Here is a 13,871-nt window from a genome sequence, read left to right on the forward strand (position 1 = left end):
AACCTAGACTGCGGACAGAAACAAGTGAACCATCCTTTGTCGTCCGCCTGCGTCAGCGGCGATGACGGCGTGGGCGGCTGGCCTGCAGCACTTTGAAGCGGTTGTCACCTGCGACCTCCGTCACCGTGGCGAACTGTTCGGCAAGCGTAGCCTCATAGGGAAGATGACGGTTGGCAACCAGCCAGAACACCCCGGCAGGTGCCAGCATCCCGGAGGCTGCGGTGATGAAGGCCTGCCCCAGCGATGGCTCAGCCGCGCGACCGGTATGGAACGGCGGGTTGGAGATGACACAATCGACCCGCTCCGTTGTCTGCCAACTGCGGGCATCCGCCCAGTGAAACTGAGCGCGGGGATCGTTTATATTCTGTCGTGCACAGTTAAGCGCACTGTGGTCAGCTTCGACGAGATGCAGCGTCTGCACGGTCTCTCGTTGAAGAACCGCTGAAGACAGATATCCCCAGCCGGCGCCAAGATCGACCACATTACGGCCCAGCTTTTCCGGCAGTGCAGCGACAAGCAGGGCCGAGGCCGGATCGACACCATCGGCGGAAAACACCCCTGGAGCGGTCTGAAATCCTCCGTCAATCCGCGTGGTTGCAGCCTGCCAGTCGCTCAGATCTGTGCCTGTCGCATCGAAGCTGAACGCCTTCCCGTGGGCTTTTGAGATGGGTGCTGACACCTCGCAGCGCGCGCGCAGAGCTTTTAGCACCGAATCGACGCCGTCCGTCTTGCCGCCATCGACCAGGACAGGCCCATCGCACAGCTCTGCCGCCTGCGCCAATAGACCACGCGTCAGCGCCTTAGCACGCGAAAGGAATACAACTGCTGCCGCAAACCGTGCCTCAGCAGGCACCTCAGGCACGCAGTCATAGCCCCGCGCCACAAGCGCAGCATGATCAGGGGCAAAGGGCTGAACGATCAGAACCCGCTCTTTCGGCAGTGCCGACAGATCCATATCAGAGGTGGGGTGAAACACCGCGATATGGCCGGTTTCGGGCACGGGAAATACACCCGTCTCGACGGCCAGGGACAGACGCACAGACATTTAGGAGCCTCTTATTATTCTTCTTTTTCCATCGTGCATTGCAGAGGATGCTGATGGCGGTGGGCAAAATCCATTACTTGCCCGACCTTGGTCTCGGCGATCTCGTGGCTAAACACGCCAACCACAGCGACGCCCTTTTTATGCACGGTCAGCATCACTTCAAACGCCTCGGCATGGGTCATGTTGAAGAACCGCTCCAGCACCATGACCACGAATTCCATCGGGGTATAATCATCGTTCAGCAACAGCACTTTATAGCGCGGCGGACGCTGCGTTTTGGGCCGGGTCTTGGTGAGGACACCGAGATCGGTGTCGTCATCTGAGTGATCCGACATCATAACTGGCGTAGGCAGCATTGGCACAGACTTCCGATCGTGGATGGATTTTGGTGTTCCGCTTATATAGCCTTTCTGGTGAATAGGAAAAGGCATTGAGCGTGTCGTATTGACCCGAAAATTGACAACAATTGGCTTCGATGCCGATGATACCCTTTGGCATAATGAACGATTTTTCCGCATTACTCAGGATCGCTTTGCTGAATTGCTGAGGGACCACGTCCCGCGGGACCTCGATTCGCAAGCTCTCGGAGCGCGTCTGCTGGCCGCGGAGAAGCAGAACCTTGGACGCTATGGCTACGGCGTGAAAGGCTTCACTCTGTCGATGATCGAAACCGCCATTGAGGTGACGGATGCCCGCGTACCGGCAAGCGTGATTCAGGAGTTGATTGTCGCAGGCCAGATGATGCTATCCTATCCGATCGAATTGCTGCCCAATGCGCAAAACGCGGTTGAGGCGCTGGCTGACAGCCACCGGGTGGTGCTGGTCACCAAGGGCGATCTTTTGGATCAAGAGCGCAAACTGGCGCAGTCCGGTTTGGGGGATCTGTTCGACGGCGTTGAGATCGTGTCGGAGAAAACGCCTCAGATCTATGCCGAGATTTTTGCACGACACGGCGATGGTCCAGAACATGCGATGATGGTGGGAAACTCCATGCGATCCGACGTGGTGCCCATCATCGAGGCGGGCGGCTGGGGCACCTATGTACCGCATGGTTTGGTCTGGGAAGTGGAATACGCCCCAGCCCCGGTTCACAGCTCCCGATATACTGAAATTGCCGATCTGAGCGCCCTGCCCGCGCTGGTGGCGCGGATCAGTTGATCCGCCCCCGGCCTCACCCAACGCACAATGGCCCAACCCGATGGATACGCCCATGCCTCATGCCGAAATAAAATACAGCAGCGATCTCGATCTCGATATCCCTGCGATCCTTGCTGAGATCGAACAGGTCATCCTGTCCCACGACGACGGTGCGGGCGATTGCAAGGGGCGCGGTTACCCGACCGATGCCTATCACCACACCCATGTTGCGGTGAAGGTCTCCGTGCTGGTGAAGCCGCATCGCGATGCAGATTTTTCCAACACGTTACTTGCGGCGCTGCGGGCGGCTATCACCGCGCGAATCTCTGCCCCCTGCGCGTTTTCTCTGGAACTGGCCTATACAGGTCCCTTCTACTTTACCGGCCAGCATCACCCCTGATGAGGCGCCCGGGCAAGAGTGCCGCAAGCGACCCATCACACTGGCGAGGAGCCAACAGGAAGTGCCTGCGCTCAACCTTGTTGCATCCCTGCACCAGATGGCAGCGCCCAACCGCCCAAGACCCCAAGCTCTGCGACTTTTTTTGCTAACACTTCCTTAACCAACCGCCGATGTAGTGGGTGCTCTCCGGGTGCTCCACTAGATATCGAAGCCTCTGGCCCGTTCGCTATTTTCCCTTAAAAACCTCACTGTTTATTCCGAACAGACCCTGTGTTACGCTTTTTTAATACAGGCAAAAAACGTCAGTCGGAAAACCGGCGGCAAGAGGCAAAAATGGCAGATATCGTGCAGGTCAGGCGGACTCCGCTGATCCGCGCAGGACGGGCGTGTTCCCGTCTGGGGCGTTGGGTCTTGGGACTGGTTATTTTCCTATCGATGGTCGCAACTGCGCCCCCCGATGCAATGGCTGCGCCATACGCTGCGATGGTGATTGACGCCCGGACCGGAGAGGTCTTGCACTCGCGCAACGCTGATACCCGGCTGCACCCCGCCTCCCTGACCAAGATGATGACGCTCTATATCGCGTTCGAGGCGGTCCGCAACGGCGAGATCAGCCTCGATACCAAGGTAAAAATCAGCCGCAACGCTGCCTCTGAACAGCCCTCCAAGCTGGGCCTGAAAACTGGTCAGCGCATTGCCTTTCGTTACCTGATCCGCGCCGCTGCAGTGAAATCCGCCAATGATGCCGCCACCGCCATCGGCGAGACACTGGCCGGATCTGAGGCCGCTTTTGCCCGGCGCATGACCCGCACTGCCAAGGCGCTTGGCATGTCGCGCACCACTTTCAAAAATGCGCACGGCCTGACCCAGAAGGGGCATATGTCCACTGCCCGCGACATGACAACGCTGGGGCGGCATCTGCTCTATGACTATCCCGAATACTACAACCTCTTCTCGCGCCGCTCGACGGATGCGGGCGTGCGCAAGGTGCCCAACACCAACCGCCGCTTGCTGGCGGCCTACCGTGGCGCCGATGGGATAAAGACCGGCTACACCCGTGCAGCCGGTTTCAACCTCGTCGCCTCGGCCGAACGTGGCAATGAACGGGTCATCGCAACGGTTTTTGGTGGCAAATCCTCTACCTCCCGCAATGCCAAGGTGGCCGAACTGCTGGATCTCGGCTTTCGCCGCGCGCCCAGTCGCGCCAAACTCCGCCGCCCGGCTCGCCCGCCTTATCAAGGCAATCGGGGTCTCGGAACGCAGTTGGCCAGCGCTGGTGACAGCGCGCCAAATGGTGCCGCAGGCAAAACCATCCGCGTTTCGGGTCTAGTAAAGACCAGCCTGCGTCCCAAAGGTCGCCCGGCATCCGCCGAACCGGACACATCGACGCTGCTGGCAGAGGCGCAGACAAGCACCACGACCGCCGATGCGCCAACCAGCGAAGCACCTTCAGCCGCAAGCGAAGCCGCACCAAAGCTGGATCGCGATGTGCTACAGGCCAGCATCACCGCAGCAATTGCGGAGGCAGAAGTCATCGCTGCCGTCGCCGAGCAGGCCTCAACCCCGATCGCCAAGCCGCGTCCCTTTGTCGGGCTGCGTCCGATGGCCCGTCCCGCGCGGCTGGCCGAAAACCAGACGACCGCAGAACCGGAACCCGTCGTTGTCACCCGCCTGTCTACATCAGGCGGGCGGTACTGGGGGATCAATGTCGGGCGCTACGGCAGCCGCTATCAGGCTGAAAAGGTGCTGCTGCGTACGGCCCTGGCCGAAATGGCCACCCTGGACGGCAGCCTGCGCAAAGTTGTCAGAACACCTCGTGGCTTTGATGCCAATTTTCTTGGCATGACCAAAGAGAGTGCGGCCCTCGCCTGCCGCCGCCTTTCTGCCCGCAATATCACTTGCGAAACGGTCGGTCCCTCCTAACCGCGGGATCGCAGAGCCAACAGGAGAAGGCGCCCCTGAGGCGCCTTTTCTTGTGACTGACTGCTACAGGTTGGAAAGGGCCTTATTAGGGCTTTGGATGATCGTCCCACTCATCGCTTAGGATGCGGCGGGCGTCCCCTTCAGGATCATCATATTGATTCGAACGTACGGTATAAAGGAACCCGACAAGGCCAACGCCTCCCAGGAACAGGGATATCGGGATCAGATAGGTCAGTACGCTCATCAAAACTCTCTTGGTCTGGATCAGCCGCAGCCTGCGCGGGTCACTAACGCAGGCGCAGCGCGTTCAGGGATACTGTAATCGACGAGGTCGACATCGCCAAGGCGGCCACCAATGGGGTCGCAAGCCCAGCGACTGCGAGGGGAACTGCGATCACATTGTAAAGCGTCGCAATGCGGAAATTCTCGCGGATGCGGCGGGTGGCTTTCTGGGCAACGGTGCAGGCTTCAGCGATAGGTGACAGATCCTGCCCAAGCAGAACAATATCTGAGGCCACCCGTGCTGCATCCAGCGCTGAGGCCGGCGAAATGGAGACATGGGCCGCCGCCAGCGCTGCCGTGTCATTAAGCCCATCGCCTACCATCAACACCCGATGCCCCTGCTGAGACAACAGTGATACTTGGTCACATTTGTCTTGTGGCAAGGCTGCGGCAATCCAGCTCTTAATTCCAAGACGCGTTGCAAGATCACAAACCGCCCCCTCTGCATCACCGGAGATCAGCCAGACATCTTTGCCCGCGTTCAAAAGCGCCCTAACGGCGTCAGCAGCGCCGGGCCGCAGACTGTCGGAAAACGTCAGAGCCTGCGGTGCGCCTGCCCCCCGATCAAGATAGGCCGCTGTCTTCTCCCCCGGTTCGGCTCCGACCCAGGCCGCACGACCAAGACGCACACGTTGCCCCCCATACAAGGCTTCACTGCCATATCCGGGAACTTCTTCTTGTGCCGTCACGACGGCCGCCTTGATCCCGGCCTGCGCGGCCGCACGGCAGATTGCGACTGACAGCGGGTGGTCCGATCCCTGCGCCAACGCATAGGCCAGCCTCTGGTCCGACAACGACAATTGGTCGAAATCATCACAGCGCGGCTGCCCGTTGGTCAGCGTGCCGGTTTTATCGAAAACGACGGTATCCACCTCAGCCAGACGTTCCAGCGCGGTTGCATGTTTGATCAACATACCTTTTTTGAACAAACGGCCCGAGGCTGCCGTGGTCACCGCAGGCACCGCCAGCCCCAGCGCACAGGGGCAAGTGATGATCAAGACAGCTGCCGCGATATTCAGCGCGACCCGCATGTCGAAGGTGAAGAGATACCAGCCGAGGAAGGCCAGCCCCGACAGAATGTGAACCCCCGGCGCATAAAGCTTTGCCGCACGATCCGCCAATGAGGTATAGCGCGAGCGTCCGGATTCCGCGATGGCGACAAGATCCGCCAGCTGATGCAGAGAGCTTTCGTTCCCGACCGCCGTCGCGCGGATCACCAAGGGACCGGTCAGATTGACCTCACCCGCAGAAACCGAGCTTCCGACTTCGGCAAAAACCGGCAGCGTTTCGCCGGTCAGCAGGGATCGGTCCAGTTCAGACTGCCCCTCCAGCACGACGCCATCTACGGGCATTCGCCCACCTGGGCGCACAAGAATATGGTCATCAATGACCAGATCTGCGACCGCCACTTCCACCGGTTGCCCCGCCGAATCCAGGCGTAGCGCACGCGGCACTTCCAGGGCGGCCAATTCCTCCGCAGCGGACCGGGCGACCGCGCGGGTGCGATGATCCAGATACCGCCCGGCCAGCAGGAAGAAGGTCAACGTCAGCGCCGCATCGAAATACGCATGCTCTCCGGACAGGGAGGTCTCCCACAGCGATGTCAGCAGGGCCAGAACAATTGCCAGAACAATCGGCACGTCCATGTTCAACCGCCCCACCCGAAGGGCTTGCCAAGCATTGCGAAAGAACGGCTGCCCCGCAAACAAGATCGCCGGGAAGGTGATCGCCGCAGAGATCCAATGGAACATATCGCGGGTAGCGTCGCTCGCCCCGGACCAGACCGAAATCGACAGCAGCATCACGTTCATGGAGGCGAAGAAGGCAACCGCCAACCGCATCAACAGGTCACGACCGGCCTGATCTGTCTGGGTTGCACTTAGCGCCGCGAGGTCCAGCTCGTGCGCCTCGAACCCCAAGCGTTCCAGCACCGGCACCAGATCCAATGCGCGCACGTCGGGGTCCGCCTCAATCAGCGCGCGCTTCAGTGTGAGATTCACCCGTGCGCTCCGCACGCCCGGCACCGCGTTCAATCCGCGCTCAACGGTTGAGATACAGGCCTGACAGTGAATGCTGGGCAGTGACAGCGCCAGACGCGCCTCCGTTGGCGCCTGTTCTACTGTGCCATTTGGTGCGGCAACGCAGCCCGGACAGGCCGCAAGCTGAGGGCGGACGGCGGTGCTCATCGTTTACCGCGCCACATGCAGGATGACACGCTGCGTAAACTCCGTACCGTCCTCCGCCCGTGCGACCATTCGGATGTTCCAGTTTCCAGCGCTCAACTCAGCCGGAGCAACATAAGCCGTGCCGTCAAACCGGAAATCCGGGGTCTGGTCGTCCTTCACATGGGTCGCACGGCCAAGGGTCGCGCGCAACGCGGCGACCTCAACCGGGGCACCATCGACATCGGTGATTTCCAGTTTCACCTGATCGCCGATAGCCGAGGCATAGACCGACCAGCCCAGCGCCTGCTGCGCATCGCGGCGGGCATCAAAGCTCTGGCTGGCGACATAGCTGTTCTTCACCTCAAGCCCCGGAAAGGTGCGCACCGCATTGACCGCCAGCGCAATATTGACGCCGATAATCACGGTGAACGCCCCGCCAAAAACCATGAGCATGTGCCAGCCGGTGAACTGCCGTGATGTTTTACCTTCACTCATTGCCCGGCTCCCCGCCCGTTAAAGCTGGTATCCTTATACGCGCGCTCTCCGTTGTCGAGATCAGCGACCCAGATCCGTACTGGCGTACTGCGTGCAGATGCAGCCTCGGCGGTTTTTGGTGCCACGATATAGACCCGCTGAAGGAAGCTGGTATCCGCAGGTACGGTGACAATCGTGCCATCGACCCCTTCCAGTTCCAGTTGCATTGCAGGCTCCCCCTTGATCGACAGCTCAAACGGACGAGGCTCACCAGTCTTGTTGCGCAGCCGAACGTCGTAGGTGTTGCGGATCGATCCGTCGGAGAGGGTCACAAAGGTCGGGTTGCGCACCGGAGCAACCGTCAGTTCGATGTCAGAGCGGATGAACAGGGCAAACAACAGCGCCAGACCAACACTCCCCCATAGCGCCGTATACATGATGGTCCGCGGCCTCAGGATGTGTTTCCAGATGTTCTTCGGGGGATGTCCTGCGCGCTCATTCGCCTCATCGCTCAGCGCCATGTAGTCGATCAATCCGCGCGGCTTGCCGATCCGCTCCATCACATCATCACAGGCATCGATACAGAGGGCGCAGGTAATACATTCCATCTGTTGCCCATCGCGAATGTCGATCCCCATCGGGCAGACATTGACGCAGGCCATGCAGTCAATGCAGTCGCCATGCACCAAACCGGGCTCATCGGTCTTGCGAGGCTTGCCACGTGGCTCTCCGCGCCATTCGCGGTAGCCTACGGTCAAAGTATCTTCATCCATCATCGCGGCCTGAATACGCGGCCAGGGGCAGGCATAGATGCAGATCTGCTCTCGGGCAAAGCCGCCAAAAAGGAAGGTGGTGCCGGTCAGAATGGCCATCGTGGTATAGGCAACGGGGTGGGCCTGACCCGTCAGAAGATCCCGCAGCAGGGTTGGTGCATCCGCAAAGTAGAACACCCATGCGCCCCCGGTTGCGAGCCCGATCAGGAGCCAGACGACCCATTTGGTAACCCGCAGCCGCGCCTTTCGGAAATCCAGCTTTTTCTGGCGATGCAGACGCAATCGTGCGTTTCGATCCCCTTCGATCCAGCGTTCCACCAGAATGAACAGGTCGGTCCAGACAGTCTGCGGACAGGTGTAGCCACACCAGACACGGCCAAGCGCCGAGGTGAACAGAAACAACCCCAGACCGGCCATGATCAGCAGGCCGGCGACGAAGTAGAACTCATGCGGCCAGATTTCGATCCAGAAGAAATAAAAGCGCCGGTTGGCAAGATCCAGCAACACCGCCTGATCCGGCAGTGCCGGGCCCCGGTCCCACCGGATCCAGGGCGTCAGGTAGTAGATCCCCAGCGTCACCGCCATGATATACCATTTCAGGTTTCGAAACGGCCCGGACACACGGCGAGGGAATATCGGCTCATGGGCGGCATACAGGCTGGGGGCGGGATCGGAATCGCTCACGGACTCACTCCAAATCTTGCTTTGTTGCAGCGGTTGTCCCAGATGCGCCACGGACGAACCTTGACGTGGATCAAACGCATATACGGAACGCATCTTTGCCGCTACTCGGACGCCGTCAACCGGGCGCGGCATTCTGTCCGAAATTACAGCACCCACCATAATCTCATATAATACAGGTGTTTACATGTTATTGCGACAAGCCCCCGCGCGTCGCCGCGTCGCAGATGTGACACCAGAGCGCAGGCTCATTCGCTAAGCACCTTCTCTCTGAGAAAGAGCATAGCGTGATCGCTGCGCGCTGGGTAGCGCGGCGTTCACAAGGACACATCAGCCCTGTCAGTCTTCTGGGAGCGTCAGGGCGTCGGCTTTTCAGGAAACGCGCGAACAGATCGAAAAGCCGACGCCGGGTCCGCCCCTGCAAAGCAGGAGGGCGAACTGGACAGCCATCGGCGCTGGAAAGGGCGAACCGACGGCACTGTCTCAAGAAGGGATATTACCCAGAAACGCTGCTTGGGTATTTGATAGGGATCAAAGACCCGTAAAATAGGTGCTGCGATTTCAGCGATCCGTAAAAACCCGAGCCGGAACATCCGGCATCAGTGCGTTATCGCCGCCAGGCAGCGCCGGCACAGCCCCGCGCCGGATCGCAGCCACTCGGTGGTTCATCCAATGACGAATGATGTTTCGGTAGAGCCACCCCCGCCCCCCAGTCAGTGCCTGTTCATATTCGCCAAAGAACGCATCCGGACTGTCGAAAACACCAAGATCGCCATTGATACCGGTTCGCTGAATGTAGGTATCTCGCCCCTGCCAGCTGACCATTGGCGCTTGCAGACAATCGGTCCCCGCGCCATAGGCACATAACGACGTCCGGCCCGGAAACGCCGCTTGCAACGAACCCAAGACCTGCTGATCTAGAATGAACCCCTCAAGATTGATCCATCGGGCGTCCAGACGAACCTCAACCCAAGAATGCAGGATGTTGCGTGGTGCCATCCAATACACAAGTTCAGGCACTATTCCGCGTTGTAGGCTCTTGTCGATGGTGAACCCGTGCAGTCGACACGGGATACCAAGCGCGCGCAACACGGTCATCAGCAGCGTCGCCTTTGTGTTGCACTGACCGTAGCCATCCGCAAGTACCAACGAGGCGGGGCGCGTGTCGGCCACATTATAGCCAAACAGGATCTCATCGCGGACGTAGTCATAGGCTGCACCGATCCGTTCATGAGGGGACAGCTGCTGCCAGCCACGTTCTGAGATCAACGCAGCTATCGCTGGTGCCTTGCTGTCGAGCATCGGTGTTACGTCAAGAAAACGGGTATTGGGCATGAGATCACCTATTTGATTGCCCACCCCTGCTACATCCTACAGTGACTGTAGCTTCAAGGGGAAAATCAACCATGTGCCAACATGCTGAACCGGAACGGGGCCGCCCAAAGGCAGCCCCGCTTGATGCTGATACTGTATGAAAGGGCGCAGCCCTATTCACCGCCACCCAATTGGTGCACATAGGCGGTGACCGCGCGGATCTGGGCCTCTGTCAGGCGCGCATTCCAGTTTGGCATGACCCCGTAACGCGAGTTGTAGACGGTTTCGGTCAGTGTCGCGTGATCCCCACCATAGAGCCAGATGGCATCTGCGAGATTCGGCGCCCCCTGGGAGCGGTCACCGGTGCCATCGTCCATGTGGCAAGAAGCACAATTGTCCGCGAAGATCACAGACCCCGCCTCGACCTTGGCGGCATCCTGAGGTTCACCCGAAAGAGACATCACATAGTTCACGACCTGATCAATCTCTTCCTTCTCCAGCAACTCATCCCGGCCAAAGGCTGGCATCTCAGAGTAGCGCGCATCGTCGCTCTCTTCATTGCGGATACCATGGGCGATGGTGGCGTGGATGTCCTCCATCGACCCGCCCCAAAGCCAGTCGTCATCCAGAAGGTTCGGATACCCTTTCGCCCCGGCTGCGCCAGCGCCGTGACATTGGGCGCACCAGGTCTTGAACACCGCCGAACCAGCCGAAACCGCATAGCCGTTCAACTCGGGATCGGTGGTGATATACGCCAGCTCAATCTCCTCCAGACGGCTGTTGATCGGGGCGTTGGCCTCGTTCACAGCTGCGATTTCCTCAGCGACCAGCGCCCGGGAGTTCCAGCCCAACACACCGGCTGTTGCCGATTGGATCCCCGGCCAGGCCGGGTAGGCAACGGTATAGCCGATGGCCCAGATAATGGTCGCATAGAAGGTCCAGAGCCACCAGCGCGGCATCGGGTTGTCGAATTCCTCGATTCCATCCCAGCTGTGGCCGGTGGTGTTCGGGTCGTCCTCGAACTTCTTCACTTTCTTGCTCATGACCGCGCCTCCTTGGCTTTACCCATTTCTGGGGCGGGTTTGTCTTCATGCCGGAAGGGGATGTTGGCGGTATCCTTGTAAACCTTGGTGCTGCCGGGGCGAAACGCCCAGACCACCACGGCCAGAAAGAACACAAACAGGAAGAGCAGCATCCAGCTGTCGGCGAATTCCCGAAGCAGAGTATAAATGTCCATGTCTGCCTCCAATCAGCGGTTGGCGACGGGGGTAAAGGTCGAGAAATCAACCAAGGTCCCCAGCATCTGCAGATAGGCGATCAAAGCGTCAGCTTCGGAGATCCCGGGCTGACCGTCGAAGTTCCGGACGCTGACCTTTTCGCCATAGCGCTCCAGCAGGCCGTCATAGTCGGCATCAGGATTGCTTTGCGCACGAAAGTCTGCCTGTGCGTTCTCCAGCATCCCTTCGGAATACGGCACCCCGACAAACGCATTCGCCGCCATCACATCACCGATGTATTCACCATCAATCCGGTTGTTCTCAAGGAAGCCGTACTTTGGCATCACGGATTCCGGCACCACCGACTGCGGATCGCGCAGGTGATCGACGTGCCATTCGTCCGAGTAGCGACCGCCCACACGGGCCAGATCCGGACCGGTTCGCTTTGATCCCCATTGGAACGGGTGGTCATACATCGACTCTGCGGCCAGCGAATATGGTCCGTAACGTTCGACCTCATCGCGCATGGGGCGGATCATCTGACTGTGGCAGACGTAGCACCCTTCGCGGATGTAGATATCACGCCCGGCCAGCTCCAGCGGGGTGTAGGGACGCATGCCTTCCACCTCTTCGATGGTGTTTTCCAGCCAGAACAGCGGTGCGATCTGGACCAGACCACCGATGGTGACAACTAGGAAGCTACACACCAGCAGGAGGGTCGCGTTGGTCTCGAGGATTTTGTGTTTGTCGAGAATTCCCATTGCTCGGGCCCTCCTTATTCAGCAGGGACTGCGACGGTCAGGCTGGCCTCTTTGGCCGGCGCACGCCGTACAGTCATCCACAGGTTGTAGCACATGATCAGGGCACCAGCGAGGAACATGACCCCACCCAGAGCGCGCACCACGTACATCGGGAATTTCGCAGCCACCGTGTCTGCAAAGGAGTTCACGAGGAACCCGTTGGCATCGACTTCACGCCACATCAGGCCTTCCATGATGCCGGTCACCCACATGGATGCCGCGTAGAGAATGATGCCAATGGTGGCCAACCAGAAATGCCAGGACACCAGGCTGAGGCTGTAGAGACGCTCGCGTTTCCACAGAACCGGCACCAGGAAGTACAGCGCACCAAAGGTGATCATGCCGTTCCAGCCAAGCGCGCCGGAGTGAACGTGACCAATGGTCCAGTCGGTGTAATGCGACAACGAGTTCACGGCACGGATCGACATCATCGGACCTTCAAAGGTGGACATGCCGTAAAAGCCGATCGAGATCACCATCATCCGGATCACCGGGTCGGTGCGCAGCTTGTCCCAGGCCCCGGACAGGGTCATCAGACCGTTGATCATGCCACCCCAGCTGGGCATCCACAGCACGATCGAGAACACCATACCAAGGGTCGAGGCCCAATCCGGCAGAGCGGTGTAATGCAGGTGGTGCGGACCCGCCCAGATGTAGAGGAAGATCAATGCCCAGAAGTGGATGATCGACAGCTTGTATGAGAACACCGGACGCTCAGCCTGCTTCGGCACGAAGTAGTACATCATGCCAAGAAAACCCGCGGTCAGGAAGAAGCCCACAGCGTTGTGACCGTACCACCATTGCACCATCGCGTCCTGCACGCCCGACCACATGATCACCGATTTGGAACCCCAGATACTGACGGGGATCGTCATGTTGTTGACCAAATGCAGCATGGCAACGGTCACGATGAACGCAAGGTAGAACCAGTTTGCCACATAGATATGCGGCTCCTTACGCTTGATCACGGTGCCCAGGAACACCGCCAGATAGGCCACCCAGACGATGGTCAACCAGAGATCAACATGCCATTCCGGTTCTGCATATTCCTTGGACTGGGTTGACCCGAACAGATAGCCGGTCGCCGCCAGCACGATGAACAGCTGATAGCCCCAGAACACAAACCACGCCAGATTACCCCCCCAGAGACGGGCGGCCGAGGTGCGTTGCACCACGTAGAATGAGGTCGCGATCAGCGCATTGCCACCAAAGGCAAAAATCACTGCCGAAGTATGCAGAGGCCGCAGCCGCCCGAAGTTGGCCAGCCCCTGCGCCCACTCAAAGTTCAGGACCGGGAAGGCCAACTGGAAAGCGATGAAGACACCCACCAGAAACCCGACCACGCCCCAGAACGCGGTTGCCACCACACCGGCGCGCACCACACTGTCAAAGTACTCGCCCTGCAGCGATCCCGTTGCAACCACAGGCTCATCGGTGTGTCGAAGGGTGTATAGAAACAGCCCGCCAGCCACGATCATGATGATGATCGCATGAACCTGATAGGCCAAATCCCGCGCATAATTGGTCGCGATCATCGCGAAGAGCGTGACCAAACCAAGCACGATTAGCTTGATATAATTAGACATCTTGCGTCCCTTTTCCTTGCCCGACACGATTCTCTGGTCCGCGTCAGACAGTTTTTTCTGAGCCCTAAATGCAA

14 protein-coding genes are annotated in these 13,871 nt (G+C 59.3%); 3 read left to right on the plus strand and 11 right to left on the minus strand.

The window, feature by feature from the left end; genetic code table 11:
* Positions 1-52: 52 nt before the first annotated feature.
* Together phaeop14_RS13735 and clpS are read right to left on the minus strand one after the other, a co-directional pair.
* Positions 53-1,045 carry a class I SAM-dependent methyltransferase gene (locus tag phaeop14_RS13735; RefSeq protein WP_096789878.1) on the minus strand — a complete coding sequence of 331 codons (993 nt, stop codon included), beginning with the start codon at positions 1,043-1,045 and terminating at the stop codon, positions 53-55.
* A gap of 14 nt (positions 1,046-1,059) precedes the next feature.
* Complete coding sequence (clpS, locus tag phaeop14_RS13740) at positions 1,060-1,401, minus strand: ATP-dependent Clp protease adapter ClpS (RefSeq protein WP_014875880.1); 342 nt, start codon at positions 1,399-1,401, stop codon at positions 1,060-1,062.
* 88 nt (positions 1,402-1,489) lie between these two features.
* Here clpS and phaeop14_RS13745 point away from each other — a divergent pair, with 88 nt between their 5' ends.
* The 3 genes from phaeop14_RS13745 to phaeop14_RS13755 all read left to right on the plus strand — a co-directional run bounded on the left by phaeop14_RS13745 (position 1,490) and on the right by phaeop14_RS13755 (position 4,505).
* Complete coding sequence (locus phaeop14_RS13745) at positions 1,490-2,203, plus strand: HAD family hydrolase (protein WP_096789879.1); 714 nt, start codon at positions 1,490-1,492, stop codon at positions 2,201-2,203.
* Positions 2,204-2,243: 40 nt separating this feature from the next.
* A complete protein-coding gene (locus tag phaeop14_RS13750; protein WP_040174562.1) occupies positions 2,244-2,582 on the plus strand; it encodes a hypothetical protein in 339 nt (112 codons plus the stop codon).
* Between the two features lie 333 nt (positions 2,583-2,915).
* Positions 2,916-4,505: a D-alanyl-D-alanine carboxypeptidase family protein gene (locus tag phaeop14_RS13755; protein WP_096789880.1), complete on the plus strand. Its 1,590-nt coding sequence runs from the start codon at positions 2,916-2,918 to the stop codon at positions 4,503-4,505.
* A gap of 85 nt (positions 4,506-4,590) precedes the next feature.
* Here the strand turns inward: phaeop14_RS13755 and ccoS are convergent, their stop codons facing one another.
* From ccoS to ccoN, 9 genes are all read right to left on the minus strand, one after another.
* A complete protein-coding gene (ccoS, locus tag phaeop14_RS13760; protein ID WP_024095921.1) occupies positions 4,591-4,749 on the minus strand; it encodes a cbb3-type cytochrome oxidase assembly protein CcoS in 159 nt (52 codons plus the stop codon).
* 43 nt (positions 4,750-4,792) lie between these two features.
* The gene (locus phaeop14_RS13765) at positions 4,793-6,973 is read right to left on the minus strand and encodes a heavy metal translocating P-type ATPase (RefSeq protein WP_096789881.1); all 2,181 of its coding nucleotides are present in this window, start codon (positions 6,971-6,973) and stop codon (positions 4,793-4,795) included.
* 3 nt (positions 6,974-6,976) lie between these two features.
* Entirely contained in the window at positions 6,977-7,447 is a 471-nt protein-coding gene (locus phaeop14_RS13770; protein ID WP_096789882.1) for a FixH family protein, read from the minus strand.
* Entirely contained in the window at positions 7,444-8,883 is a 1,440-nt protein-coding gene (gene ccoG / locus phaeop14_RS13775; protein WP_096790322.1) for a cytochrome c oxidase accessory protein CcoG, read from the minus strand. The genes phaeop14_RS13770 and ccoG overlap by 4 nt, the downstream gene beginning before the upstream one ends.
* Positions 8,884-9,441: 558 nt before the next feature.
* The gene (locus phaeop14_RS13780; RefSeq protein ID WP_096789883.1) at positions 9,442-10,215 is read right to left on the minus strand and encodes a transglutaminase-like domain-containing protein; all 774 of its coding nucleotides are present in this window, start codon (positions 10,213-10,215) and stop codon (positions 9,442-9,444) included.
* Positions 10,216-10,367: 152 nt separating this feature from the next.
* Entirely contained in the window at positions 10,368-11,237 is an 870-nt protein-coding gene (gene ccoP / locus phaeop14_RS13785; protein WP_096789884.1) for a cytochrome-c oxidase, cbb3-type subunit III, read from the minus strand.
* Complete coding sequence (locus tag phaeop14_RS13790; protein WP_040174575.1) at positions 11,234-11,431, minus strand: CcoQ/FixQ family Cbb3-type cytochrome c oxidase assembly chaperone; 198 nt, start codon at positions 11,429-11,431, stop codon at positions 11,234-11,236. The genes ccoP and phaeop14_RS13790 overlap by 4 nt, the downstream gene beginning before the upstream one ends.
* A 12-nt stretch (positions 11,432-11,443) precedes the next feature.
* Complete coding sequence (ccoO, locus tag phaeop14_RS13795; protein WP_040174578.1) at positions 11,444-12,172, minus strand: cytochrome-c oxidase, cbb3-type subunit II; 729 nt, start codon at positions 12,170-12,172, stop codon at positions 11,444-11,446.
* Positions 12,173-12,186: 14 nt separating this feature from the next.
* Positions 12,187-13,797 (minus strand): cytochrome-c oxidase, cbb3-type subunit I, encoded by a 1,611-nt coding sequence (gene ccoN / locus phaeop14_RS13800; RefSeq protein ID WP_096789885.1) that lies wholly within the window; start codon positions 13,795-13,797, stop codon positions 12,187-12,189.
* Positions 13,798-13,871 lie beyond the last annotated feature (74 nt).

Origin of the sequence: Phaeobacter piscinae, assembly GCF_002407245.1 — a bacterium.
GTDB classification, from domain to species: Bacteria; Pseudomonadota; Alphaproteobacteria; order Rhodobacterales; family Rhodobacteraceae; genus Phaeobacter; species Phaeobacter piscinae.

What these genes read in the sequence shown, in the direction of transcription:
- phaeop14_RS13735 (WP_096789878.1), bottom strand. Translation starts at nt 1,045, where the DNA reads ATGTCTGTGCGTCTGTCCCTGGCCGTCGAGACGGGTGTATTTCCCGTG.
- phaeop14_RS13765 (WP_096789881.1), bottom strand. Translation starts at nt 6,973, where the DNA reads ATGAGCACCGCCGTCCGCCCTCAGCTTGCGGCCTGTCCGGGCTGCGTT.
- phaeop14_RS13750 (WP_040174562.1), top strand. Translation starts at nt 2,244, where the DNA reads ATGGATACGCCCATGCCTCATGCCGAAATAAAATACAGCAGCGATCTC.
- phaeop14_RS13770 (WP_096789882.1), bottom strand. Translation starts at nt 7,447, where the DNA reads ATGAGTGAAGGTAAAACATCACGGCAGTTCACCGGCTGGCACATGCTC.
- ccoN (WP_096789885.1), bottom strand. Translation starts at nt 13,797, where the DNA reads ATGTCTAATTATATCAAGCTAATCGTGCTTGGTTTGGTCACGCTCTTC.
- phaeop14_RS13790 (WP_040174575.1), bottom strand. Translation starts at nt 11,431, where the DNA reads ATGGACATTTATACTCTGCTTCGGGAATTCGCCGACAGCTGGATGCTG.
- clpS (WP_014875880.1), bottom strand. Translation starts at nt 1,401, where the DNA reads ATGCTGCCTACGCCAGTTATGATGTCGGATCACTCAGATGACGACACC.
- ccoP (WP_096789884.1), bottom strand. Translation starts at nt 11,237, where the DNA reads ATGAGCAAGAAAGTGAAGAAGTTCGAGGACGACCCGAACACCACCGGC.
- phaeop14_RS13755 (WP_096789880.1), top strand. Translation starts at nt 2,916, where the DNA reads ATGGCAGATATCGTGCAGGTCAGGCGGACTCCGCTGATCCGCGCAGGA.
- phaeop14_RS13780 (WP_096789883.1), bottom strand. Translation starts at nt 10,215, where the DNA reads ATGCCCAATACCCGTTTTCTTGACGTAACACCGATGCTCGACAGCAAG.
- ccoS (WP_024095921.1), bottom strand. Translation starts at nt 4,749, where the DNA reads ATGAGCGTACTGACCTATCTGATCCCGATATCCCTGTTCCTGGGAGGC.
- ccoO (WP_040174578.1), bottom strand. Translation starts at nt 12,172, where the DNA reads ATGGGAATTCTCGACAAACACAAAATCCTCGAGACCAACGCGACCCTC.